The organism is Chitiniphilus eburneus (assembly GCF_005048205.1).
Classification (GTDB): Bacteria; Pseudomonadota; Gammaproteobacteria; order Burkholderiales; family Chitinibacteraceae; genus Chitiniphilus; species Chitiniphilus eburneus.
Window position 1 is genome coordinate 77766 of the sequence record NZ_SUMF01000006.1, and the last position, 26139, is coordinate 103904.

17 protein-coding genes and 1 pseudogene are annotated in these 26139 nt (G+C 64.3%); 7 read left to right on the forward strand and 11 right to left on the reverse strand.

Features of this window, described 5'->3' with window-relative positions; translation table 11 throughout:
• Positions 1-74: 74 nt before the first annotated feature.
• The 7 genes and pseudogenes from FAZ21_RS08130 to FAZ21_RS08165 all read right to left on the reverse strand — a co-directional run bounded on the left by FAZ21_RS08130 (position 75) and on the right by FAZ21_RS08165 (position 9759).
• Positions 75-2939, reverse strand: coding sequence for a ribonucleoside-diphosphate reductase subunit alpha (locus tag FAZ21_RS08130; protein ID WP_136772775.1), 2865 nt, complete (start codon positions 2937-2939; stop codon positions 75-77).
• 697 nt (positions 2940-3636) lie between these two features.
• A pseudogene (locus FAZ21_RS08135) lies at positions 3637-5271 on the reverse strand (FG-GAP-like repeat-containing protein); the annotation flags it as partial.
• Positions 5272-5695: 424 nt separating this feature from the next.
• Positions 5696-6127: a hypothetical protein gene (locus tag FAZ21_RS08140; protein ID WP_136772778.1), complete on the reverse strand. Its 432-nt coding sequence runs from the start codon at positions 6125-6127 to the stop codon at positions 5696-5698.
• Between the two features lie 145 nt (positions 6128-6272).
• Positions 6273-6653 (reverse strand): hypothetical protein, encoded by a 381-nt coding sequence (locus tag FAZ21_RS08145; RefSeq protein WP_136772780.1) that lies wholly within the window; start codon positions 6651-6653, stop codon positions 6273-6275.
• A 352-nt stretch (positions 6654-7005) separates the two neighbouring features.
• Entirely contained in the window at positions 7006-7245 is a 240-nt protein-coding gene (locus FAZ21_RS08150) for a cytoplasmic protein (RefSeq protein WP_136772782.1), read from the reverse strand.
• Positions 7246-7250: 5 nt separating this feature from the next.
• The gene (gene pdxK / locus FAZ21_RS20800; protein WP_246038554.1) at positions 7251-8813 is read right to left on the reverse strand and encodes a pyridoxine/pyridoxal/pyridoxamine kinase; all 1563 of its coding nucleotides are present in this window, start codon (positions 8811-8813) and stop codon (positions 7251-7253) included.
• Between the two features lie 172 nt (positions 8814-8985).
• Positions 8986-9759 (reverse strand): YggS family pyridoxal phosphate-dependent enzyme, encoded by a 774-nt coding sequence (locus FAZ21_RS08165; protein ID WP_246038555.1) that lies wholly within the window; start codon positions 9757-9759, stop codon positions 8986-8988.
• A 92-nt stretch (positions 9760-9851) separates the two neighbouring features.
• Here FAZ21_RS08165 and ptsJ point away from each other — a divergent pair, with 92 nt between their 5' ends.
• The gene (gene ptsJ, locus FAZ21_RS08170; RefSeq protein ID WP_136772786.1) at positions 9852-11147 is read left to right on the forward strand and encodes a MocR-like B6 salvage transcription factor PtsJ; all 1296 of its coding nucleotides are present in this window, start codon (positions 9852-9854) and stop codon (positions 11145-11147) included.
• Between the two features lie 13 nt (positions 11148-11160).
• On the opposite strand, the gene FAZ21_RS08175 is transcribed toward ptsJ, so the two are convergent.
• Positions 11161-12288, reverse strand: a complete 1128-nt coding sequence (locus FAZ21_RS08175; protein ID WP_136772788.1) for an N-acetylglucosamine-6-phosphate deacetylase — start codon at positions 12286-12288, stop codon at positions 11161-11163.
• A 161-nt stretch (positions 12289-12449) separates the two neighbouring features.
• On the opposite strand from FAZ21_RS08175, the gene FAZ21_RS08180 reads away from it, so the two are divergent.
• The 6 genes from FAZ21_RS08180 (at position 12450) to FAZ21_RS08205 (ending at position 21568) form a co-directional block, all read left to right on the forward strand.
• A complete protein-coding gene (locus FAZ21_RS08180) occupies positions 12450-14225 on the forward strand; it encodes a monovalent cation:proton antiporter-2 (CPA2) family protein (protein ID WP_136772790.1) in 1776 nt (591 codons plus the stop codon).
• A 150-nt stretch (positions 14226-14375) separates the two neighbouring features.
• Positions 14376-14759 carry a DUF6394 family protein gene (locus FAZ21_RS08185; protein ID WP_136772792.1) on the forward strand — a complete coding sequence of 128 codons (384 nt, stop codon included), beginning with the start codon at positions 14376-14378 and terminating at the stop codon, positions 14757-14759.
• A 670-nt stretch (positions 14760-15429) separates the two neighbouring features.
• Positions 15430-17169 (forward strand): potassium channel family protein, encoded by a 1740-nt coding sequence (locus tag FAZ21_RS08190; protein WP_136772794.1) that lies wholly within the window; start codon positions 15430-15432, stop codon positions 17167-17169.
• Positions 17170-17679: 510 nt separating this feature from the next.
• Complete coding sequence (locus tag FAZ21_RS08195) at positions 17680-18099, forward strand: universal stress protein (protein WP_136772796.1); 420 nt, start codon at positions 17680-17682, stop codon at positions 18097-18099.
• A gap of 24 nt (positions 18100-18123) precedes the next feature.
• The gene (locus tag FAZ21_RS08200) at positions 18124-18552 is read left to right on the forward strand and encodes a universal stress protein (protein WP_136772798.1); all 429 of its coding nucleotides are present in this window, start codon (positions 18124-18126) and stop codon (positions 18550-18552) included.
• A 307-nt stretch (positions 18553-18859) separates the two neighbouring features.
• Positions 18860-21568, forward strand: a complete 2709-nt coding sequence (locus FAZ21_RS08205; RefSeq protein ID WP_136772800.1) for a cation-transporting P-type ATPase — start codon at positions 18860-18862, stop codon at positions 21566-21568.
• Between the two features lie 99 nt (positions 21569-21667).
• Here the strand turns inward: FAZ21_RS08205 and FAZ21_RS08210 are convergent, their stop codons facing one another.
• The 3 genes from FAZ21_RS08210 to FAZ21_RS08220 form a co-directional block, all read right to left on the reverse strand.
• Complete coding sequence (locus tag FAZ21_RS08210; RefSeq protein ID WP_169307306.1) at positions 21668-22207, reverse strand: YfaZ family outer membrane protein; 540 nt, start codon at positions 22205-22207, stop codon at positions 21668-21670.
• A 446-nt stretch (positions 22208-22653) separates the two neighbouring features.
• Complete coding sequence (gene rlmB / locus FAZ21_RS08215) at positions 22654-23397, reverse strand: 23S rRNA (guanosine(2251)-2'-O)-methyltransferase RlmB (RefSeq protein WP_136772804.1); 744 nt, start codon at positions 23395-23397, stop codon at positions 22654-22656.
• Positions 23398-23455: 58 nt separating this feature from the next.
• On the reverse strand, positions 23456-25996 hold the full coding sequence (locus tag FAZ21_RS08220; protein ID WP_136772805.1) for a putative bifunctional diguanylate cyclase/phosphodiesterase: 2541 nt from the start codon (positions 25994-25996) through the stop codon (positions 23456-23458).
• Positions 25997-26139 lie beyond the last annotated feature (143 nt).

Genomic DNA, 26139 nt, shown 5'->3' on the forward strand with positions numbered 1-26139 from the left:
CGTCCCCGGTGCCGGGCCATCTCCGCCCGGGGCGGAGCCGACTCGGCGTCAGCGGGGACCTCGGCCTCCAGGAGTCACTGGCAGGCTTCGCACTCGGGATCGTCGATGCTGCAAAACTTGGCACCTTCCGCCGCGCCATCGCCCGCCCCCACCTGAGGCGCCGCGGCGATCACCGGGGCCGGCGCGGCCGGGCCGCTGGACAGCCCGCCGGAAGACGGCACCGCGTTCAGCTCACCGCCACGCCCGGTGGATTTCTCGGCGCTGGTAGCGGCCAGGGTACGCAGATAGTAGGTGGTCTTCAGGCCGCGAATCCAGGCGTGCTTGTACAGTTCGTCCAGCTTCTTGCCGCTGGCGCCGCCCATGTAGATGTTCAGCGATTGCGCCTGATCGATCCATTTCTGGCGACGCGATGCGCATTCCACCAGCCAGGCGGGTTCCATTTCGAACGCGGTGGCGTACAGCGCGCGCAGGTCTTCCGGGATGCGGTCGATGCGGGCCACGGAGCCGTCGAAGTACTTCAGGTCCGAGATCATCACTTCATCCCACAGGCCGCGTTCCTTCAGATCGCGCACCAGGTATTCGTTGATGACGGTGAACTCGCCAGACAGGTTCGATTTGACGAACAGGTTCTGGTAGGTCGGCTCGATACTGGCCGAAACACCAACGATGTTGGCGATGGTGGCGGTCGGCGCGATCGCCAGGCAGTTACTGTTGCGCATGCCGTAGCTGGCGATGCGTGCACGCAGCGCGGCCCAGTCCAGGCGCTCGGTGGTGTCCACGTCCAGGTAGCCGCCGCGCTCCTCCGCCAGCAGCTTGAGCGAATCCTGCGGCAGGATGCCACGATCCCACAGGCTGCCCTTGAAGCTCGGGTAGGTACCGCGTTCCTGCGCCAGCTCGGTGCTGGCCCAGTAGGCGTGATAGGCGATCAGTTCCATCGACTGGTCGGCGAACTCCACGGCGGCATCACTGGCGTACGGCGTGCGCAGGCTGTACAGCGCATCCTGGAAGCCCATGATGCCCAGGCCGACCGGGCGATGCTTCAGGTTGGAATTGCGCGCCTTGCGCACCGGGTAGTAGTTGATGTCAATGACGTTGTCGAGCATGCGCATCGCCGTCTTCACGGTACGCGCCAGCTTTTCGGAATCGAGCTGGCCGTCCTTCAGATGGTTCACCAGGTTCACCGAACCCAGGTTGCAGACTGCGATTTCGTTGTCGTTGGTGTTCAGCGTGATTTCGGTGCACAGGTTGGAGCTATGCACCACGCCCACATGCTGCTGCGGGCTGCGGATGTTGCACGGGTCCTTGAAGGTGAACCAAGGGTGACCGGTTTCGAACAGCATGGTCAGCATCTTGCGCCACAGCGTCAGCGCCGGCAGCTTCTTGGCCACGCGCAGCTCGCCGCGTGCAGCCTTGCCCTCATAGCGCAGGTAGGCTTCCTCGAACTTCTTGCCATACAGGTCGTGCAGGTCCGGCGCTTCGCTGGGCGACAGCAGCGTCCAGTCGCCCCCTTCCATCACGCGCTTCATGAACAGATCGGGAATCCAGTTCGCGGTGTTCATGTCGTGGGTGCGGCGGCGATCGTCACCGGTGTTCTTGCGCAGCTCCAGGAATTCCTCGATGTCGGCGTGCCAGGTTTCCAGGTACGCGCAGACCGCGCCCTTGCGCTTGCCTCCCTGGTTCACCGCCACGGCGGTATCGTTCACTACCTTGAGGAACGGCACGATGCCTTGCGATTTGCCGTTGGTGCCCTTGATATGGCTGCCCAGCGCGCGGACCGGGGTCCAGTCGTTGCCCAGGCCGCCAGCGTACTTGGACAGCAGCGCGTTTTCCTTCAGCGCCTCATAGATGCCGTCCAGATCGTCGGCCACCGTGGTCAGGTAGCAGCTCGAAAGCTGGCTGCGACGGGTGCCGGAGTTGAACAGCGTCGGCGTGCTGGACATGAAGTCGAAGGTGGACAGCACGTTGTAGAACTCGATGGCGCGCGCTTCGCGGTCCACTTCATTCAGCGCCAGGCCCATCGCCACGCGCATGTAAAACGCCTGCGGCAGCTCGATGCGCTCGCCGTGTACGTGTAGGAAATAACGGTCGAACAGCGTTTGCAGGCCCAGGTAACCGAACTGGTAGTCGCGGTCATGCTTGAGCGCGGCGCCCAGGCGGGCCAAATCGTACTGGGCCAGCTTTTCGTCCAGCAGCTCGGCTTCGATGCCGCGCTTGATGAAGCGGGGGAAATACTCGGCATAACGCTCGGCCATCTCTTCGTGCGTAGCCTCTTCACCCAGCACCTCGCGGCGCAGGATGTTCAGCAACAGGCGCGCGGTGACGAAACTGTAGGCGGGCTCCTGCTCGATCAGGGCACGGGCGGACAGCACGGCGGATTTACGCACTTCCTCGGCCGGCACGCCGTCATACAGGTTCTTCAGCGTTTCAGCCAGAATCAGGCCCTGGTCGGTCACCCCGTCGAAGCCGCTGCAGGCAGAGGCGATCAGCCCCTTCAGGCGGCCAAGATCCAGCGGGCGCGACGTGCCGTCCTCGTATTTCACATTCAGCGTCATCAACGCTTCGCCGGCGTGATCCTCGCCCTTGGCAGCACGTTCGGCCGCGCGGCGTTCACGGTAGATCACATAGGCGCGGGCAACGTCGTGCTCGCCGCCACGCATCAGGGCCAGTTCAACCTGGTCCTGGATGTCTTCGATATGGATGGCGCCACCTTCCGGCTTGCGACGCATCAGCGCGCTCACCACCGATTCGGTCAGCGCGGCCACGCGCTCGCGCACGGCGGAAGACGACGCAGCATGGCTGCCCTGCACCGCGATGAACGCCTTGGTCACGGCAACCGAGATCTTGCTCGGTTCGAACGACACCACCGAGCCATTGCGGCGGATGGTCTTGTAGGCGGCGTAGCGGCTGTCTTGCAGATGGGTGGTGTTGAGATCGGTCATACGGCTTCCAGTGGGGCTCTCCAGCTCGGCGTACATGCACGGCTCCTTTTTAAGGATGTTCTGGGGACAAGGATGTGAACAAGCTGTGAATGGCCTGTGAACAAACACAAGATATTGTGTCCAGGGCATCCGGTTGCCACAAATACTAGGGGAAACGTCTGACCTAGCGCAATACGGAAAACGTATGCTATGCCGACCGACGGCCGCCCGCGCGCGAGGTTTTCAGGCGGGGCGCGGGTTTGCGCGGTGTGGCTTTTTTGTACAGCCCAGCGCCATGGAAAAAGAGAGAAAAGTCGGCTGTAAATAGGGTTGCCCGATGCGAAGCCAGTAGGGGCTAAACGAAAAAAACCGCCGACCTCGATAGTCGGCGGCTTTGATTGCACCCACCCAGGAACGAGAAGGTCGGTTTCGTTTGTTAACCCAGCGCTGCGACTTAACGCACGAAGAGTCCGGCAAGCGGCACATCGCCGCTCGTTCCCCATTGCACCACCAAATCCGGCTGGCCTGAGGAGTAGCGGATCTGCCAGGTGCCGGTGTTCGGGTTCCAGATGGCGAGATCGGCTTTGCCATCCGCATCGTACTGGCCAGGCACCGGAACGCCACCGTATTGGCCGCCGAAGTACTCCTGCTTGATCGCACCCGTCGTACTGAGCCGGATCAGCCACAAACCAGTGCTGGGTTGCCATACCGCCACGTCGGTCTTGCCGTCGCCATCGTAATCGGCGGGTGCGCGGAGGTCGCTGCTGCTGCCAAGCACAAAGGTGCTGCTGATGGCGGGAATGCCACTGCTGTTGCGGATCAACCATTCTCCGGTGCTGGGCCGCCATACCGCGTAATCGGCTTTGCCGTCCCCATCGAAGTCGCCCATTACCGGCTTGTCGCCGGTTGCACCCCAATAGGGGCCGAGCGTGCCGCCATCGCTGCTGCGGATATGGAACCACTGCCCGGTAGAGGAGCGCCACACGGCGTAATCAGCTTTGCCGTCACCGTCATAGTCGGCTGGAACCGGCATGTCACCAACCGCTTGCGATCCCCAATTGCGGCTCGCCGTCGTACCGTTGCTGCTGTAGGTCACATACCAATTGCCAGTGCCAGGACGCCAGTAGGCAAGGTCTGCAATCCCGTCACCGTCAAAATCGGCCGGAGCAGCAAGATCCCCCTGCTGTGTGGTCCAGGCCTGGGCGGTGTAGGGGCCGTAACGCAGCAGTTGCCCAGTGGATGGCCGCCAGACCGCGACGTCGGTCATGCGATCGCCGGTGGTATCGAACGGTGCACTGCCAGGCTGACGCGGAGTCGGGCTGACCCACATATTGGTCGATTCTTGCCAGTAGCCGGAGTAGGAGCCTTGGGTCACCGTATAGAAATGATCCCGCCCGTTGTAATAGCGGTATAGCGGCACGGTACCTGGCTTGGCGCTGTTATAGGCATATGCAACCACCCCTTCATAGCGATAGCTGCCGCGGCCACTGCCCAACTCGCTCCAGTCCGTGGTGTAGAAATGGTCGGTGCCATTGTAGTAGCGGTGGATGGGCACCGTACCAGCCTGACCGGAGGCCCAGACATAAGCCTCCAGGCCTTCCAACAGGTACACGCCGGCGCCGGTTCCCAGGTCGTCGTAACGGGCGGAATAGAAATGATCGCCGGAGCCGTAGTAACGCAGCCACGGCTGTACATAGGTACCCTGCAACGGGGAGTAGAAACGGAGCTCGGCGACCTGCAGCACTGTCGCACCGTTGTTGGCGGTGATCTTGAGCCGGTACTTCACCGCGTACTTCGGGAAAGGCACCTTGAAGGAAACAGCCTGGTTCACCGACCAGCTACTTTGGTTGCTGCGCTGATCGAGCGTGATCCATTTGATGCCGTCGAACCCTTCCAGGGTCCAGTCCTTCGGTGCGGTCGGCAGCGTGGATGATGGCGTGATCTGGTACTCGTCCACCAATTGGTAGGTGTCGAACGTCATCCCGAGATAGCCGGTCTTGTCCCAGATGGTTTCATAGGAACAACCCTGGCCGGAGCCGCAGGAGTCGTGGTTCTCGCCAGCGCTGTGCCAATAAGTGCCGTTGTTCTGATCGAAAGCCTTGCTGGGCGCATAGAAGTTGGGGTTCGGTACGAAGTTATAGGTGCAGTCGAACGGCGAAGTGGCTGCACCGCATTGATTGGTCGGCTGCGGCGATAACCGCGCGGAAAACGGCGAGCCGCCGGTGATGGCGTAGCCGCCAAATGCCGACCCGGCGGCAAGTAAAGCCAGCGCGGCAAGTACATGCCGCCCCCTGGTTAAGTTCCACATCTGTTCATCCTCCAGTATCGTTTTTGATTGAGAAGCGCTGGTCATGCTTGGCAATGCCGGCGGTACTGCAAGCGGCGTTCAGTTCATGCGCGCCATGACAATGGCATGAATGTCGGCAACAGCAAACCCCTCGCAGATTGGCGAGGGCAATCAAGGAAAATAGCGTGGAGCAAGCGGCTGTTTATGGGCGACCCACGGCCTAATGGAGCACGCGCCCGACGAGGAGCAACCTGGATTGATCAGCCAGGATCAAGTTATGCAGTCCCCTCTCCCCCCCAAGGAGCGCGAGATATCGCGGTGCTTGATACACCGTTCGTTCCACCCATGCAGCTAGCTTCCATTCACCATGACTTGCCAGTCGATCATCCATGCCCAAACGTTGAAAGTGACTGGCAGCCAGCGCAGCAGGGAGAAGGCAAATCGCAGCCCTGGGTTGTCCGATCGACTGAAACATCAGGGCTGTGAGGGCTCACACTTCCTCCTGACATACCTTGACTTTCCAACTGGCATGTTTAAGTGCGATTTGAAATTCAGGAAAACCTTCGACATCCTGGAAAAACTCGGCAAGAGACGGGTAATCGAATGCCCATTGGTTTCGCTCCAGTGGCGAGAGCGCAGGCGTTGGCTTCGACGTAAACTCAATATGCAGTTGTTCCATGTGGTCATACTCGCCCTCGTCGTAGAACGAGAACTGACGCACAAAATCGAGATAACAGAGCTTTTCTCCGGTGAAATCATGGCAACCGAGTTGCCACAGAAATCCATCGTCAACACCCTCGACAGGAATTATTGCAAAGCTCTTGAACACTGACCAAGCCAGCGATGGATCGGGATGCGTGAAGTCAAACCCTTCAGCAACCAGCAAATCTTTCAATTTTTGTTCGGCATTAAGCGGTGCCATATCAGCCCTAGGGTTGGAAGTAACGGGCCAGCGTTAGCTGGCCCCGGTTGACTGAAGTGTTGGCGGTTCATCAATGTGCTCTGGGCTATAACCCTGGATGGTTCAATCGTGCCGGCCGGGGCTTTTGCAAAGCTTCGTTAGGTGACTACCACTCGCGCCATTCTTCGGTAATGTCATAGGTTGATGAAATCAAGCCCGCTAAAGTAGCTGAATTTATGATGAGTTCACAAATACCCTCACGCTGATCCGTCTCAATGAGGCCATGCTCGCATTCTTTATTTAGCACATTGAGAGAAGCAACTACGTCCTTTACCAATGCCATTATTTTTTCTGAATCACCGTACAAGGCAGGATCTGAAACTGAAATCAAATAATCCGCAAGAATGGCATCGCATTTATCGACATCTTCCCTGGTGTAGCCCGCATCGAAATCATCGTCGGCGTCATCCCCTTCCATGTAGTCAATCATGCCACAGATGATTTCGTTTTTGAGTTTGAGCATTTCTTCCGGAATATCATTTTTCACAATTCACTCCTGATCAATCGGCTGATGGAAACTCATCAAATATCACGCCAGGAGCGGTATAAGCAGCGGCATGAACAGACCCAAAACCGCAGCAGCAAGCACAGCGGAATGCGCCAATTATTATGTGCCATGCACGCTACATTACTTACTTGCATACATCAATGTTTTTTCATGAACCTTTGGTTTGCACCATGCAAATACTGAGCTGCTTGTGAAGGGGTCACAGATGGGCTCACCAGCATCGCCCATGCGATGCGTCGCGCCCTTATCGGCCGGAACAAAACCAGAAGCTCGAAGAATCAATCGGGCAAGGCGGCAAGGCAAGGGGCTGTGGCGCCCCCACCCTCCGGCCTCACGCCGATAGCAACACTGGCCGGAACAACAGCTCGCAGCCCAGCAGGCGGATACCATCCGGGCTGCTTTCCAACAGCCGGCGCTCACCGTCTGCGATCTGTAGTTCGATCCGGTAGCCATCGTCCGCGCCCAGGCGTGCGGTAATGTCCTTCACCGCCTCCAGCGCGCCGGGCGTGCTGGATTCGAAGTGGCCCAGGAGCCGGCCATGACGATGGATGATGAGTCGATAGGTATCCATGGCGATCACTCCATCCTGCCAGCGTGTATCGCCGGGGGCAGCAGCAGTTCAGCGCACTGTGCGTGGTAGGTGCGGCGCAGCGCGAGGACGACCTGTTCGCAGGCGCGCGCGGCCGCTTCGGCCACCGGCGCACCGCATAGCAGATGCCCGGTGAGCGTGGCGCTGAACAGATCGCCGGTGCCCTTGGGCGCGATATCGATGTGCGGATGGCGCAGCCATTGCACCCGCTCCCGCTCGACCACCGCCACGCGCATTTCGCCGGGTGCCCAGGCCTCTGGCGCGGCGCTGGTCACCACCACCCACTCGGTGCGGCCGGTCAGCAGCGATCTCGCGGCGGCCACCACCGCTTCGGCATCGTTGCCGGGTAGGCCGGTCAGGCATTCCAGCTCGAAGCCATTGGGCGTCAGGCCATGCGCCAGCGGCAACAGGTGCCGCCGGTAGGCGTCGATCATAGCCGGATCGACATAGATGCCATGGTCGTGATCGCCGATCACCGGATCGACGATCACCCGCATCGCCGGGTGTGTCGGCTGAAGCTCGCCCAGCCAGCGCGCCAGCGATGCGGCCTGCGCCGGACCGCCCAGGTAGCCGACCAGCACCGCCTGCGTCTGCCGGAGCGCGTCGCGGTCGATCAGGTCGCTCAGGTAGCCCTCGAACCAGTCGATGGGCAATGCGCCACCGTGGACAGTCGGGTAATGCGGGGTATTGCCGAACGCGACCGTCGGCACCGCAGCCACCAGCAGGCCCAGTGCCTGCAATGCGGGCATCGCCACGTTGTTGCCGACGCTGCCGTACACCACCTGCGATTGCACCGATATCACATCGATGGGCAATGGTATGGCGGCAGGCTTTCGGTCGGCACGGCCCGGCGCAGTTTCGATACCGTCGAGCCAGGCGGAGAACACGGCGCGCGCCGCTGTGGTCAGGCGCTCTCCGTGCTCGCGCGCCTGCGCGCGCAGTGTTCGCGGGTCGATGCCGGCCTGGGCGAGTTCGCTGGCATGGCCAACCAGCCAGCGCTCCAACCGGACCGGGTCGGCCTCCAGGTGGCACTGTATCCCCAGTACCCGCGTACCCAGCGCGAAGGCCTGGTTGGCGCAGACCGCCGTGCTGGCCAGGCGCGCGGCGCCGGGCGGGATGTCGAACTGGTCGCCATGCCAGTGCAGCACCGGCACCTCGCCCAGCGCGGACAGCGCGTGACGCTCGCCATCGTCGCTCAGCATCAGCGGCCCGAAGCCGATTTCCTTCACCCCCATGGCGTACACCCGGGCGCCCAGCGCGCGGGCGATCAACTGCGCGCCCAGGCAGATGCCCAGCACCGGCCCGCCACTCGCCAGGCGCCGCCGCACCAACGCCAGCTCGTCGGCCAGGAAAGGATGGGCATCGTCGTCGAATGCGCCGATCGGCCCGCCCAGCACCACCAGCAGATCGGGTGACTGCGCATCCAGCGTGGCGAGATCGTCCACCACCGCATCGATGTAGCGCACCGCGTAACCGCGCTCGCGCAGCAGTGGCTCCAGCGTGCCGAGGTCTTCGAAATGCAGATGGCGGATGGCGAGGGCGGTTTTCATGGGCAGTCCAGGTCGGTGGGTTGAATGGGCGATCAAGGGGTGGGCGCCAGGGCGAATCGACCTTCAAACGTGGGTGCGAAGGAAGAAGGCCGGATGCAGGGCAAGGCGTGCCGAGCGAAGTGGGGTGATCCCCGCGAGCGAGGCACAACGCACCCCATGTTTGAAGGTCGATTCACCCTAGCCAATAGTGGCTGTCGGGCAAGGCGCGTGCACCAAAGATGGCCTGCCCCACCCGCACCACGGTGGCGCCCTCCTCGACCGCGATCTCGAAGTCGCCCGACATGCCCATCGACAGCTCGCCCAGCGCAACACTCGCCGGCATGTCCTGGCGCAGACGGTCGCGCAGCGTACGCAGGCGGATGAAGCACTCGCGCACGCGCGCGGCATCGCCGGACAGCACGGCCAGCGTCATCAGCCCGCGCACCCGCAGCGCGGAAAACGCCGGCAGCGCGTGCAGGAACGCCGGCACGTCATCCGGATGCAGGCCGTACTTGCTGGCCTCGGCCGAGGTATTCACCTGCACGAACACGTCCAGCGAACGCCCCTCCGCCTGCAGGTGCCGATCCAGCGCCTCGGCCACGCGCAGGCTGTCCAGTGCCTGGAACTCACTGGCGAAGCAGGCCACCCGCCGCGCCTTGTTGGTCTGCAGGTGGCCAATCACGGACCAGCGCAGATCGGGCAGGTCGGCCAGTGTCTCCCATTTGCGCTGGGCTTCCTGCACCTTGTTCTCGCCGAGCATGCGACATCCGGCGGCGTGAGCCAGGCGGATGCGTGCCTCATCGACGGTCTTGCTGACCGGCAGCAGGCGCACTCCAGCCGGGTCGCGCCCCACGCGCCCGCAGGCATCGGCGATCCGGGTCTGGATGGCGGCCAGATTGCGGTGAAAGTCCTCCACGGTCCTGGCCTCGGGATAGGGCTGTTGCACGAGGGAAAGCGGATCGTCCACGATGGTTGCTCAGGCTGGTGAGGTGGGGTGCGCGTATCGGCGCAGCCATGTAAAATTGATCTGTTGCAAAGTATATATTGTCATAGGTCAAAATGAAAATAGCCGGCAAGACCGCAGCGGAAATCTTCGACAGCGTGCGCCTGCTGGCGCAGTCGGGCGGGCTGGCGCCGGGGCAGGCGCTGCCCCCGGTGCGCGAGCTGGCGGTGGCGCTGGATGTCAATCGCAATACGGTGGCCACGGCCTATCGACGGCTGGTGCATGCCGGCATCGCACTATCGCAAGGACGGCTCGGCACGCTGATCCGGCCGCAGGAAAGCCCGGTCGAACAGGAAGGCAGCCTGCCGGGCTCACCCCTTGCCGACCTGGCCAGTGGCAACCCGGCCACGGCCTGGCTGCCCGATCTGCCCGCCGCCCTGGCACGGCGGGCATACCGGCCGCGGCTGTATGGCGAAGCGCCGGTCAACCCGGGACTCGAAGCCTATGCGCGAGCGTGGCTCGGCGCGGATTGTGCCGACGATTGTTGCATCGACCTGACCCACGGCGCGGTGGATGCCATCGAGCGGCTGCTGGCGGCCCATCTGGTGCCCGGCGACAAGGTGGCGGTGGAGCACCCCTGCTTTCTCAGCAGCATCAGCACGCTGCGCGTCGCCGGATTGCAGGCGGTGGGCGTACCGGTGGACGCCGAAGGCATGCGACCGGAGGCGCTGGAAGACGCCCTTGCCCAAGGCGTACAGGCGGTGATCGTGACGCCGCGCGCACACAATCCCACCGGATGTAGCCTCAGCACCCGGCGCGCACGTGCCTTGCGGCAATTGCTGGCGCGCCATCCCCACGTGCTGGTCATCGTGGACGACCATTTCGCGATGTTGTCCGAGGTGCCGTACCACACGGTGATCCCCGCGTCCGCCCAGCGCTGGGCGCTGATCCGCTCGCTGTCGAAGGCACTTGGGCCCGACCTGCGGCTGGCCTTCGTCGCCAGCGACGCGCAGACTTCGCGCCGGCTGCGACTGCGGCTGGCCTGCGGCACCCACTGGGTCAGCCACCTGTTGCAGGACATCGTCGAAGCCTGCCTTGTCGCGCCGGATTTCACCGCGCGCATTGCCCAGGCGCGACACGACTACACGCGCCGGCGCGAAGCACTGGCAACGGCACTGGCCAGGCAAGGAATCGCGCCCCTTCCCGGCGCGGACGGCCTCAACCTGTGGCTGCCCTTGCAGCGGGATGGTCAGCCGGTTGCCTATGCGCTGGCCCGGCTCGGCTGGCTGGTGCGCAACGGCGAGGCCTTTGGCGTGCAAACCCCGGCGCAGGGGCTGCGCATCACCACCGCCACGCTCGACGAGGATCAGGCGCAGCGCCTGGCGCTGGATCTGAAGCGCTGCCTGGGCTGAACGCGCGGGCCGTTCAGCCAGCCGGCGCGCCCTTCGCCACCGGCGTCACCGCCTCGCCCGCCACCCATACCCCGCGCAGGCAGAGCGCACGATCGAACTGCACCACATCCGCCACCGCATCCACCGCCAGCCGTCCGCGTTCGGACAGCCCCAGGTAGTCGGCCGGATTGCGCGACAGGCATGCCGAGGCACCCGCCAGCGTCAGCCCGATCCCGACCAGATTGCGCAGCGCCTGATCCATCGTCAGCGCGCTACCGGCCAGGCGGCCATCGGCCAGCCGCACCCCGCCCAGGCATTTGTGCACGGCGCGCGGACCATCGCCGTACTGGCCATCGGGCAGGCCTGCGAGCGATGTGGCATCGGTCACGCAATACAACCGTGGAATCGCCCGCAGCGCGGCCCGCATCGCGCCGGGATGGACATGGATCAGGTCCGGGATCAGTTCGCTGAATTCGGCGTGTGCCAAGGCCGCGCCAACCATGCCCGGCGCGCGATGATGCAAGGGGCTCATCGCGTTGAAGAGATGGGTGAAGCCCGCCGCCCCCTGCGCCAGCGCGGCGACGGCCGCTTCGTAGCTACCCTGCCCGTGGCCCAGTTGCACCCGGATACCGCGCTGCACCAGCTCGCCGATCAGTGTGTCGTGGCCCGGTATCTCCGGCGCCAGCGTGATCACCCGCACGGGCGCCAGCGCACGATAGCGATCCACCTCGGCCAGCGTGGCGGCGCGCGTTTCGTCGGGCAAGGCGCCCAGGCTGTGCGGGCTGACATAGGGGCCTTCCAGATGGATGCCCAGCACCTCGGCCGCGCCGACGGGGCGCTGGCGACAGACATTGCCCAGTTGCGGCAACAGCGCGCGAAGCAAGGCATCGTCGGCGCAGACAGTGGTCGCCAGCAAGGCAGTGGTGCCATGGCCGGCATGCTTGCGCGCCACCCGCGCCAGCGCCTCGGCGCCATCCATCACGTCGGCCCCGTCGCCGCCATGCACATGCAGGTCGATGAAGCCCGGCAACAGGTAGGGATCGTCGTTCCCCGCCGGGTCGGCGGGCGAGGCGTCGATGCCGACAATCCGCTCGCCATCGAACAGCAGGTGTCCATGCTGCCAGCCCCGTTCGGTCAGGATATTGCCGTACAAGCGGGTCATCACACAGTCCTCGGTCAACAAGATAGCGGGATTATCCCGCCATCATGCATCGGCGACGCAAACCCTGCCCCGAAACGCAACCCCAGCCAACGCAAGCGATTTCGGTTAAAACATGGGGATTACGATAATCTGTCACCCCGCCCTGTTTCCCGGATATCCCGATGAGCCTGACCAGCCAGATCGCCGTCTTTCTGTGTGCCGCCGTGGTGATGGTGCCGCTCTTCAGGCGTGCCGGCCTGGGCGCCATCCTGGGCTATCTGGCCGGTGGTGTGCTGATCGGGCCGTGGGGGCTGGGTCTGGTCGCCAATGTGGAAAACATCCTGCATTTTTCGGAACTGGGGGTGGTGCTGCTGCTGTTCGTGATCGGGCTGGAATTGCAGCCATCGCGGCTGTGGGTGCTGCGGCGCGCGGTGTTCGGACTGGGGGGCGCGCAAGTGGGCGTGACCGCGCTGGCAATCGGCGGCGCACTGATGCTGATGGGCACGCCGCTGGCGGCGGCCATCGTCGCCGGCCTGGGGCTGGCGTTGTCATCCACCGCCTTCGTATTGCAGATGCTGGCCGAAAAAAAGCAACTGACCACGCGCCACGGCCGCGACGCCTTCGCCATCCTGCTGTTCCAGGATCTGGCGGTGATCCCGATGCTGGCCTTTCTGCCGCTGCTGTCCGGCGGCGAATTGCCGGGCTGGGCAGGCGTGTTCAAAGCGGTCGGGGTAGTGATTGCCGTGGTGGTGGGCGGCCACTGGCTGTTGCGTCCGGCACTGCGGCTGGTGGCGCGCTTCGGCAGCCCGGAGGTGTTCGCCGCCGCCGCGCTGCTGCTGGTGTTGAGCACGGCAATGCTCATGGAAGAAGTGGGGTTGTCCATGTCGCTGGGCGCCTTTCTCGCCGGCGTGCTACTGGCCGACTCGGAATACCGCCACGAACTGGAAGCCACCATCGAACCGTTCAAGGGGCTGCTGCTGGGACTGTTCTTCATCGCGGTGGGCATGTCGGCCAACCTGGGCCTCGTCGGCAGCATTCCAGGCACGCTGGTGGCGTGGGTGCTGGGGCTGATGGCGATCAAGTTCGCCGTACTGTTCGGCCTGGGCCGGCTGACCGGCGCCACCGCCACCACGTCGCGCCACCTGGGCGTGGCGCTGGCGCAAGGCGGCGAATTCGCCTTCGTGCTGTTCAGCCTGGCCATCGTGCACGGCGTGATGGCGCGACCGCTGGCCGATACGCTGGTGCTGGTGGTCACGCTGTCGATGGCGGCCACACCGCTGGTGTCGCTGGTGCACGAACGCTGGATCGCCCCGTGGCTGGCGCCGCGCCGCACCCGCGAGTTCGATACCATCGAGCCGACCGAGGGCAGCCGGGTGATCATTGCGGGCTTTGGCCGCTTCGGCCAGATCGTCGGCCGTACATTGCGCATGCGCAGGATTCCGTTCACCGCGCTGGAAGTCAGTCCGGACCAGGTGGACTTCGTGCGTCGCTTCGGTAACCAGGTGTTCTACGGCGACGCATCGCGGCTGGAGTTGCTGCGCGCTGCGCGTGCCGATCAGGCCGAGGTGCTGATCCTGGCCATCGACGATGTCGAAGCCTCGGTAAGAACCGCCGAAACGGTGCGCATGCATTTTCCCAAGCTGAAGATCTTTGCCCGCGCCCGTAACCGCGCGCATGCCTATCGCCTGATGGACCTGGGCGTGACCGCCATCGAGCGCGAAACCTACCATTCCAGCCTGGAAATGGCCAAGGGCGCATTGCAGGCGCTGGGCCTGACCAGCGCCGACGCCATCGCCACCGTTGCCGCCTTCCGTGATTACGACGAGCGCCTGCTGCTGCGCCAGCAGGCCGCGTATCACGACGAAAGCCAGTTGATCCAGACCTCGCAGGAAGCGATGCGCGAGCTGGAAAACCTGTTCGAATCGGACAGCACGCAAGCTGATCGGCCGCCGGCCTGAGCATCGGCCGGCCTGCTCCGTCGCGGCCCGACGACAAGGGATATCCGCGGCCCCCGGCGCTGGCGGGCGGAATGGCCAGTGCCCGGGGTTGTTGGCAAGTGATCGCCGCCGACTACAATCAGGAGCGTTCTCCCGGCCGGCGCGCCCACCATGAATCTCGAAAAAATCATCTTCGGCTTCTTCATCCTGCTGGCGTTCACCCTGAACTTCGGCTTTTTCCTCGGCGAGATCGACGTTCCCCACCAGCACGAGGTATTCGAACTATTCGCCGCCATCGTGGTGAACCTGATCGCCACCGTGCTCAAGTTCGGCGATCGTACCCAGCTCGGCGCCCTGCACCTGGCCACCAGCCTGGTGGCGGACCTGCAACTGATCGCCGCCGCCGGGGTATGGGGCTACAACCTGTACGTCAGCGGCGTCGGCACCACCCCGACGGTGATGTCCAGCATCGTGTCGCTGTCGGGCGGCGCGCTGGCGGCCAATGTGGTGTCGGTGGTGCTGCTGATCGGCGAAACGCTTTCGCCGCGTCGGTGAGGTTTTGATTTATGGACTGGTCAAGTGCCTGTCGCAACAAGCCCCCGGCAAAGCCGGGTGCGAGAGGTCAGTGGTCTGCGAGTAACCGGCGCTTCTTGATCGAATCCACTCCCCCCGCCCTCGCCGCCGCGAGGGAGCCTCGCTTTGCTCGCTGTGGCATCGGCCCGCGTTGCGTAACAGCGTCGGTGGGGGTTTGGTTTGAACGTCGGTTATGTGCCAACGGCAGCAAGCACTGGGCGGAATGGGGTGCGCGAGGTTTTTTGTCTGCCGGTAACCGGCGCTTCTTGATCGAACCCACTCCCCCCGCCCTCGCCGCCCCGGGTTCCCCGCGAAGTCGAAGACTTTGTGGGGTGGCTGAGAGGGAGCCTCGCTCTGCTCGCTGTGGCATCGGCCCGCGTTGCGTAACGGCGTCGGTGGGGGTTTGGTTTGAACGTCGGTTATGTGCCAACGGCAGCAAGCACTGGGCGGAATGGGGGGCGCGAGGCTTTTTGTCTGCCGGTAACCGGCGCTTCTTGATCGAACCCACTCCTCCCGCCCTCGCCGCCCCGGGGTCCCCGCGAAGTCGAAGACTTTGTGGGGTGGCTGAGAGGGAGCCTCGCTTTGCTCGCGGTGGTATCGGGCAGAGGCGATTCGGGGTGGGGTCGATCTCGATCGGCCTTCGTGGCACGCCATGACCAGCGCGCCCCAGCAGCCCATGGGTGGGTCGATGCCCAATATCTTCTTCCTGGTGTTGCGGCGCATGCGCGCGCCGTTGATCACGCTGATCCTGATCTATTCGATGTCGGTCCTGGGTCTGGTGCTGATCCCGGGCGTGGATGAGCACGGCCAGCCTTATCGCATGGATTTTTTCCATGCGTTCTATTTCGTCAGCTACACCGCGACCACCATCGGTTTCGGCGAGGTGCCACACGCCTTTACCTACCTGCAAAGAATGTGGGTGGTGGTATGTATCTACATGTCGGTGGTGGGCTGGGCCTACACCATCGGCAGTACGTTCGCCATCGTGCAGGACAAGAGCTTCCTGCAAGCGCTGCAATTGGCGCGGTTCAGCGGGCGGGTGCGGCGGCTGGCCGATCCATTCATCCTGGTCTGCGGCTACGGGCAGACGGCGCGGCTGCTGTGCAAGGCGCTCGACCGCCAGGGCTTGCGCTTCGTGGTGCTGGACCTGCGCGAAGAACGCGTGCTGGATGTGATCTTCGCCGACTACCGGTTCGACGTGCCGGCCTATGCCGGCAATGCCGCCAACCCGCAGTTGCTGACCTATGCCGGGCTCACCCATCCGCGCTGCCAGGGCATTCTCGCCATCACCGGCGACGAGGAGGCCAATCTGGCCGTCGCCATCGCCGCCTATGTGTTGCGGCCGAAGTTGTTGTCGGTCTGCCGTTCCAAGACCCACGCGGTGGCCGAGAACATGGCGTCGTTCGGCGCCAACCGGGTGATCAACATGTTCGACGCGGTGGGCGCACAATTTCGCCGCGCGCTGCATGCGCCGCACACCAGCCGGTTGTGGGACACGCTATCGGAGTTCCCCGGCAACCCGCTGCCGCCGCTGATCAAGCCGCCACGCGGCCACTGGGTGATCGTGGGCTACGGCCGCTTCGGGCAGGCGGTGAAACAGGCCCTCGATTGCGAGGGCGCCACGGTATCGGTGATCGATCCCGAGCCGCAACCCAGCATCGATCCGGCGCAGTTCACGCTGGCGCTGGGGGTGGACAATGCGTCGCTACGCGCGGCCGGCATCGCGCATGCGGTGGGGCTGGTCGCCTGCCACGATCAGGATGCGAGCAATCTGTCGGCCATCGCCACCGCGCGCGCCATCAAGCCCGACCTGTTCGTGGTGGCGCGGCAGAATATGGCCAACAACAGCCTGCTGTTCACCGCATTCAAACCGGATCTGGCCGTGGTGCGCGCACGGGTGATGTCGCACGAATGCCTGCGGACCTTGAACACGCCCACGCTGGCGCGTTTTCTGGAACTGATCCAGACCCGCAGCGAAATCTGGGCGGCGGCGCTGATGCGCGAACTGGAACAGCTTTGCCGGGGCGACGTGCCACAGACCTGGGTGGTGGAACTCAATGCCGGCAACGAAGCGGCCATCTACGCACTGCTGGCCAACCCAACACCGCCGCTGGAAATGCGCCATCTCCAGACCAACCCGCACAATGTGGAGTTGCCGCTGCGTTGCCTGCCGCTGCTGTTTATGCACGGTGGCAGGGAGATTCTGCTGCCACCGCCGGAAAGCACCCTGTCCTTCGGCGACCGTATCCTTTTCGCCGGAACACGGGGTTCATACCACGCGCAGCAGGCTGCCTTGTCGCACCGGGCGACGATGGATTATGTCCGTACCGGCGTCGAGCAACCCGATAGCTGGCTGTTCCGCAAGATCGCGCAATGGCGCCGCGATCGTTGAGCCTCAGGCCGCGATCCGATGGTTTTTTACGACAAACCGCTGTCAACCCATGGTGGTCTTTTTCACGGTCGCGCATTCGCTTCACCTGGCTCGCCGGGGATGCGACACCAGGTGACCCGCCCGATCAACCATGGATGGAGGGCCATACCCATGCATTATCACCGCCACTTAGGGTTGACAGCAGGAAGCTTTAGCAAATATCTGAATATTAAGCGTTATTTTTAACATGCAAATTCGGACACACTTATCGCCTATCAATTCGTGTTTTCTCGCAAATTGATCCAGGTCATGCCTGGGGCATGCGGAAAGACGTCCAATTACCTTAATTTCTTCCTGCGATCCAAAGGCAAACGTCATGAGTCGCTGAGTCAGGCACCGATCCCGTGATGTAGTCCACGCGGCCGATTCCCGATCCCAGCGCGATAGCCCCACCGACCTTTCCACCGATCGCATGCGGAACCTGGCGCCGCCCCCGCGCGGCAATCCGACGGCATGATCGAGGAGGTCATCATGAGAACGGTGCTGATCCCGGTGGACGGCTCGCCCCAATCCACCATGGCGGTGGCAACCCTGCTGCGTTTCGCCGACTACGAACGAATCGGGCAAGTCTGCCTGCTCAACGTGCAACCCGAACTCCACCCCGGTTACCGCGCGTTGGATGCCGCCGAAATCGCAGCGCTGACACTGCAACAGGGCGAACGCGCGCTCATCGATGGTGTCCGCCTGCTGGAAGAGGCAGGCATACCCTTTCAGATCCGGATCGAGACCGGTGCCGTCGCCCCCACCATTGCCCGGGTCGCCGAGGAAACCGGCGCCGAGCAGATTTTCATGGGCAGCCAGGGGCGCGGCGCCATTGCCGCCTTCGTGCTGGGTTCCGTCGCAATCAAAACGCTCAGCCTGACTTCGCTGCCCATCACCCTGGTGCGCTGAAAGACGCCGTACAAGGAGCAAGCCATGTTGAAGATCCTGGTTCCCGTCGATGGCTCGGAGAACGCCAAACGCGCGCTGGCGCACGTGATCGAACTGACGCAAAGCGGCCTGCCGCTGCAAGTGCACCTGCTGAACGTGCAATCGCCGCTGCAAAGCAAAATCAGCCTGAACGCCATTGCCTCGCAAGCCACGCTGGACGCCTATTTCCACGAGCTGGGCGACGAAGCGCTGGCTGCCGGGCTGGCATTGCTGAACCAGGCCCGCGTGCCTTACCAGTACAGCGTCGAATTCGGCCCGCCAGCCAAGACCATCGTCGACGAAGCGCAGAAGCGCGGCTGCCACCGGATCGTGATGGGAACCCGGGGGTTCGGGCTGATCTCGAACCTGGTGGTCGGCTCCATCGCCTACCAGGTGGTTCATCTTTCCACCCTGCCAGTCACCCTGGTGCAGTAGTTCGACACTAGCTCAGCACCCTCGCGGTGCTGCGCAACCCGATTACAACGCCCGCCGACGCGCCATCCGGCGGGCTCGATCGCCATCCCGGACCCGGCCCGCCTTGCGGGCCAGCACACCCGGTGACGGCTTCCGCCACGCCCCCGGCGTGGCCCACCCCGGCGCCCTGACCGTCGGACCTTCATCCACCCCCGATAAGAACCACCTGGATTCGAGCAAACCGGACTACGGCACCCTTCTCCGCCACGAGCGAAGCAACGGCCCGGCAGCCAGAGCGAAGCCAGCACCGGTTCGGAGGCCCCCCGTCATGACACGACCCGTTCCCGACCCGAACGCCCCACCCACCTGGCACCAACTGGACATCCCCATCACGCTGACCGCGCTGGAGACCTCGGCCCACGGCCTGTCCGCCGCCGAAGCCGCAGCGAGGCTGGCGCGGCACGGCCCCAATGTCCTGCCCGAACAGGCGCGCCGCCCTGGCTGGCTACGCTTCCTGCTGCACTTCAACGACGTGCTGATCTATATCCTGCTCGGCGCCTGCGTGGTGACCGGCGCGATGGGCCATTGGGTGGATACCATGGTCATTCTCGGCGTGGCCGTCATCAATGCGCTGATCGGCTTCATCCAGGAAAACAGCGCGGAAAAATCGCTGCAAAGCATTCGCGACATGCTTTCCAGCCAGACGCTGGCGCTACGCGACGGCAAGACCCGCGTGGTGGCCACCGCCGATCTCGTGCCCGGCGACGTGGTATCGCTGCGCCCCGGCGACAAGATTCCGGCCGATCTGCGCCTGCTGCAAACCCACAGCCTGCGTGTCGAGGAAGCCATCCTCACCGGCGAATCGTCGGTGGTGGAAAAACACATTGCCGCCATTCCGGGCGACGCCTTGCTGGGCGACCGCCGCAACATGGCGTTTTCCGGTACCACGGTCAGCGCCGGCAACGCGCTGGGCATCGTGGTGGCCACGGCCGGCGACACCGAGCTGGGCCACATCAACCGCATGATCTCCACCGTCAGCCCGATCCAGACACCGCTGCTGCAACAGACGAAACGGCTGGGTCAGGTCATTTTCATCATGATCCTGGCGATGATGGCCGTATTGTTCTTCTGGGGCTGGCTGGCGCATGACATGCCCTTCGGCCAGCTACTGCTGGCGCTGATCAGCCTGGCCGTAGCCGCGGTGCCCGAGGGCCTGCCGGCGGTGATCTCGATCATCCTGTCGCTGGGCGTGCAGAAGATGGCGCGCAGCAAGGCCATCATCCGCAAGCTGCCCACGGTGGAAACGCTGGGCGCGATGACCATCGTCTGCTCGGACAAGACCGGCACGCTCACCATGAACGAAATGACGGTGAAGTCGGTGGTGCTGGGCGATCGCGCCTATACCGTGGCCGGCGAAAGCTACGAGCCGGTGGGCGAAATCCGTGAAGTCGGCGGGCAGGCCGTGGGCGGCATCGATCCCGCCACGCCGTTGGGCCTGTTCATCACCGCGGTGGACCTGTGCAACGACACCCGCCTGCGCCGCGACAGCCACGGTCGCTGGCAGGTGGTGGGCGCCCCCACCGCCGGTGCGCTCAAGGTGCTGGCGGCCAAAGCCGGCATCCAGCACGACGGGGCGAAGCAGCACGGCAAGATTCCATTCGACTCCGCCTACAAGTACCAGGCCACGCATCACGAACTGAACGGCCGCCATTACCTGTTCATGATCGGCGCGCCCGACGTGATCGCCGCGCGCTGCGCCACCGAACTGCATGACGATGGCCAGCGCCCGTTCGCGGCCGCCTATTGGGAAGACGCCATGGCGCGCCAATCCGAAGGGGGCCTGCGGATGCTGGCGGCGGCGTATCGGGAAATCCCGGCCGGCTTTCCCGAACTGGACCACCCGCACCTGGAACAGGGCCTGGTGTTCCTGGGCTTCGCCGGCATGATGGACCCGCCGCGCCCCGAAGCCACCGAAGCCATCGCGCTATGCCGTACCGCCGGCATCCGCGTAAAGATGATCACGGGCGATCACCCCGGCACCGCGATGGCCATCGGCGCGATGATGGGGATCGGCAACGGCCAGGACGTCGTGACCGGCCAGCAACTGGAGGCGCTGGACGACGAAGCGCTGGTGGACGTGGCCGACCGTTGCGATATCTTTGCCCGCACCAGCCCCGAACACAAACTACGGCTGGTCCGCGCGCTACAGCGGCGTGGCAATGTGGTCGGCATGACCGGTGACGGCGTGAACGACGCACCGGCGCTCAAGCAGGCCGATGTCGGCATCGCCATGGGCATCAAGGGCACCGAGGTCACGCGCGAGGCGGCCGACATGGTGCTGGCAGACGACAACTTCGCCACCATTGCGCGCGCGGTGAAGGAAGGCCGCCGCGTCTACGACAATCTGAAGAAAACCATCCACTTCATCCTGCCCACCAACCTGGGGCAAGGGCTGCTGGTCGTGGTTGCCCTCCTCACCGGCGCGGTGATCCCGCTGACGCCGTTGCAAATCCTGTGGATGAACATGGCCACCTCGACCACGCTGTCGTTCGGCCTGGCCTTCGAGCCGGCGGAGCCCGGCCTGATGCACCGCCGCCCGCGCGATCCGGCCCGCTCCATCCTGGATGGCTACGCCATCTGGCGCGTGGCCCTGGTCGGCACGCTGCTGGCCGCCAGCGCATTCATCCTGGAAAGCCAGTTGCTCGCGCTGGGCAAAGACACCGACTTCGTGCGCACCGTGCTGCTTCAGACGCTGGTCGCGACGCAGTGGGTCTACATGTTCAACTGCCGCATCCAGGATCGCTTCTCGCTGGACCTGGCGATGTTCCGCAGCAAGGGCCTGTGGCTGGCCACCGGTGTCCTGGCGGCGCTTCAACTCGCCATCGTCCACCTGCCGTTCATGAACGACATCTTCGGCACCACGCCACTGCCGTTCCTATATTGGTTGCTCAGCCTGAAGATCGCCCTGCTGATCTTTGCGGTGATCGAGCTGGAAAAATGGATCACCCGGCAAATCCGCGCCCGCCGTCGGCCTTGAAGGCGCTGCGCGCATCAAACCGCGCGGATCGATGAAAATGCCGGATGCAAGGCGCCAGACGCGCCCACGCATCCGGCATCTCGATAGCGTCGATTCGCCCTAGAACGAAAACGACACCCCGCCATAAACGCCGTTCGCCAATTCGGCCGACGGTTGCCCCTCCTCGCCTTCCACCTTCACGTATCGATAGCCGAGATCGGCGCCGATCTGTCTGGTCAGGTTGTAGCGTACGCCGGCCATGGCTTCGGTGTAGGCTCCAACACCGCTTGCCAGCGATTCGGGCGCATACCAGGCGCCACCCAGCAGCTTGAAGTGCTCGCCCAACGGCCATTGCACGGTCCCCCCCATCGCCAGCGCGCCACCGGTGTCGCCCGAATCCAGATCCACATACATCGCCTTGCCACCCAGCGTGACCAGCACCGAACCCAGCGGCACGCCCAGACCCAACCCCAGGCCGGCGACATAGCCGAGGTCATCGTGATACAACCAGTCTGCGGTCAGCCCGAGACCGCCGGCATTGAGTCCCGCGTTGGCGGAAACGAAATCCTCGCCCGCGGCGGCGGTCAGGTCCATTGCATTGGCGCAAGCCGCCGACCATGAAAAAACCATTGCCAGCACGGCGGAATATGAATGCTTCATTTCAGGGATCCGATTGGAAAAAAGTGCGGGCATCTCATCACCCGCCCCCTGTCCCCACCAACGGGATATTCACGCTCATGCAGCGGTAGCAGTGCCACGCGCGGCCATCGAATCTTGATTTAACCGGGGCAAAATCGCATGCCTTCACCATGGAATCCGGCCCGGTTCCGCTCAACGATTCATGACGCCGTGTTGCCACGGCATTGCCCATCCAGGACAACGCAATAAGAGCCGCTGACAAAGCCCAGCGCAGCGGTTCTGGCAAGGCGCGCGAAACGCCCTGAAAGGCAATAAACCGGACTTCCTTCGGTCGCAGGCAGTACAAGGCGTACGGCAAGTGAGGCTCGGCGCCCCCGCGCGACATCGCCAGAAGGGCTTTGTTGGCGACTCTAAAAAAAGGCCGCGCAATCCGCGCGGCCATATCGGCACGATCGATCCCGGCCGGATCAGCCGGCCAGTGTGCGCTGGCGCCGGGTTTCGGCCAGGACGATGCCGGTGGCGACGGATGCGTTCAGGCTTTCCACCGAACCGAACATCGGGATCGACACCAGCACGTCGCAATGCTCGCGCGTCAGCCGGCGCATGCCCTCACCTTCGTTACCCAGCACCCAGGCGATGGGGCCGGTGCCGCCGGTGAAGTGGTGCAGGTCCACATCGGCATCGGCGGCGGTGCCGGCGATCCAGATTTCGCGGTCCTTCAGTTCGCGCAACGTGCGCGCCAGATTGGTCACCATCACGTAGGGCACGGTTTCGGCCGCGCCGCACGCCACCTTGGACACAGTAGCGGTCAGGCCCACCGATTTGTCCTTGGGCGCGATCACGGCATGCACCCCCATGGCGTCGGCCACGCGCAGGCAGGCGCCCAGATTGTGCGGATCGGTGATGCCGTCGAGCACCAGCAGGAAGGCCGGCTCGGCCAGATCGTCCAGCACGTCCTCCAGCGCCACGTACGACTTGCCGGCGTCGATCAGCGCAGCGACCCCCTGGTGGCGCGCATCGCCGGTCAGCCCATTCAGGCGCTTGTCGTCCACATGCAGCAGCTTCACGCCCTGGGCCTGCGCCAGTTGCGTCAGGTCGCGCGCGCGCGCGTCGTGGCGCGAGGCGTCGAGGTAGATTTCGAGCACGCTGTCGGGAAAGCGCTTCAGGCGCGCGGCGACGGCATGAAAGCCGTGGAGGGTTTTTTTCTGCATGGGAGCCGGGAATTCGAGAGAGGGCGATCCGGCAAGGCGCCGGGGCGCGGGCTGCGCGTCACTTGGCCGGGCTGGCATCCACCGGGCCGGCCGCCGCGTAACCTTCGCGCGCAAGGTAGCGCAGCAGGCCATCCGCGTCCAGCGGCATGGCGTACAGGTAGCCCTGCACCGCGTGGCAGCCGCTGCGCCGCATGAACAGCATCTGCTGGATCGTTTCCACGCCTTCGGCCACCACCTTGAGCCGCAGCTTCTTGGCCATGGCGACGATGGCCTCGGCGATGGCGGCGCTATCCTCATCCTCGGGCACGCCGACAATGAAGGAGCGGTCGATCTTCAGCGTATCGAGCGGGAAATGCTTGAGGTTGGACAGCGACGAATAGCCGGTGCCGAAATCGTCGATCGCCAGTTTCACCCCCATGGCGCGCAACTCGCCCAGCACGCTGACCGCGCGCTGGGGGTTCTGCATGATCATGCTCTCGGTGATTTCCAGTTCCAGCCGTTGCGGCGCAATGTCATGGCTGGCCAGCGTGGCCGCCACCTGCTGCGGCAACTGCTCGCGCAGGAACTGCCGCGCCGACAGATTGATCGCCAGCCGTGGAATGGCATAACCCGCCACCTGCCACAGCTTGAGCATACGACAGGCCTCCTGGAGCACCCAATCGCCGATGGGCACGATCAGGCCGTTCTCCTCGGCCAGCGGAATGAAGCTGCTGGGCGGGATCAGGCCCAGCTCGGGGTGTTCCCAGCGGATCAGCGCTTCCACGCCTTCCAGCTCGCCAGACACGATATCGATCTGCGGCTGGAAGTGCAGGATCAGCTCGCGGCGCTCCAGCGCATAGCGCAGGCTGTTTTCCAGGACCAGGTGCTCGAACGCGCGCGCGTTCATGTCGGGCGAGAAGAACTGGTAGTTGTTCTTGCCCAGTTCCTTGGCGCGATACATCGCCACGTCGGCGTTCTTCAACAGTTGCGCGGGCAGCAGCCCGTCGCTGGGATACAGGCTGATGCCGATGGAACAGGTGACGAACAGTTCCTGCCCCTGGATCACGATGGGGCGGCACAGCTCGGTCAGCAATCGCTCGCCGATGTGCGCCACGTCGTCCACCTGCTGCACGTTGTCCAGCAGCACGGTGAACTCGTCACCGCCCAGCCGCGCGATCAGATCGGTATCCTTCAGGCTGGATTTCAGGCGCTGGGCGATCACCTTGAGCAATTCATCGCCCACGTCGTGGCCCAGCGTATCGTTGATCGCCTTGAAGCGGTCCAGGTCGATGAACAGCACCGCCAGTTGCCGCTGCTCCTCGCCGGCGCGCCCCACCGCCAGCCCCAGCGCCTCGTGCATCGCGGTGCGGTTGTACAGCTTGGTCAACGCATCGTGATTGGCCAGGAAATGCAACCGCTGCTCGGCTTCCTTGCGGTTGGTGTAGTCCGAAAACACACCGACATAATTGGAAATCTCGCCCACTTCATCGCGCACCGCGCTGATCGACAGCCACGCCGGATACGCCTCGCCATTCTTGCGCCGGTCCAGCATCTCGCCCTGCCAGTAGCTTTCCTGCGCCAGCTTTTCCAACATCTCGCGGTTGGCCACGCGTTGCCGTCCCCGGCTACCGAACATGCGCGAGATGCGGCCGATGGCCTCGGCACGCGAATAGCCGGTGATGCGCGTAAAGGCCGGGTTCACCGCCACCACCCGCGCATCGGCATCGGTGATCAGGATGCCTTCCGAAGCGTTCTGGAACACCTGCCCGGCCAGCCGCGATTCGCGCGCTGCGGCGGCGCCTTCGCGGTTGGACAGTGACAGCAGCAGGCCGGTGATCGACACCGCCACCAGCAGCGTCACCATCGGTACCGCTGCCAGCACCGGGGTCTGGTTCAGGTGCAGCGCCAGCGCGGCGGCCAGCGTAGTGATCAGCCCGGCCAGCCCCACGCCGAACAGGCGCAGCCGCAAGGCCGCCCAGACCATCAGCGGGAACAGGAGGAATTGCAGGTCACCCAGCCCCGGCCAGGGCGGGAAATAGACGAGTGTGGATACCCCCACCGCGGCGGCCACCAGCAGCGCCAGCTCCAGCCCGGCACGCGGATCGCGGCGACGGTAGGCCAGGCCGAAATACACTGCCAGCGCCACCAGCATGGCCTGCGCGTCGGACCACCACCACAACAGCCATTGCGCCCACAGCGGCGCGTCGCCCCGGGCCTGGAACAGATACAGCACCAGCACGCCCAGGCTGGCGGCGGCACCGGCGCCGATCAGCGGACCAACCGCCAGGAAGCGCAAACCATCGTGCACGCGCAGCTCGCCGCCACGGCCGAACTGCGGCAGGAAGCGCGCCACCGCGACGGCCTGGGCAAACTGGAGCGCGGCCAGCGGCAGCAACAACGGCAGGCCGACACGCGACAACAGCGGCCACAGACAGGCACCGATGGCGGCGCCGGCCCACGCGGCGCGGCCATAGCGCAGCAGCAGCACCAGCATCACGCCGGTTCCCAGCGCCGGCATGGCGGCATACTGCCCCGGCAGGCGCAGCGTCCAGGCGAGCGCCTGCGCCGCACAACAGGCCAGCGCGGTCGGCCAGAAGCCAGGCGGGAAACGCTTTATCATCGTTGTCGTCGGAAAAGGTGGCCGTCGCGGGCCTGCTTTTTTTTCGTACCCCGTCAGTCGGGAACCGACGGCGCAAAAGGGCGTGCCGAATCATTCGGCATGGCCCGCGAAATTGCAAGTCGGCATGGCCGGCCGTCCGGCGG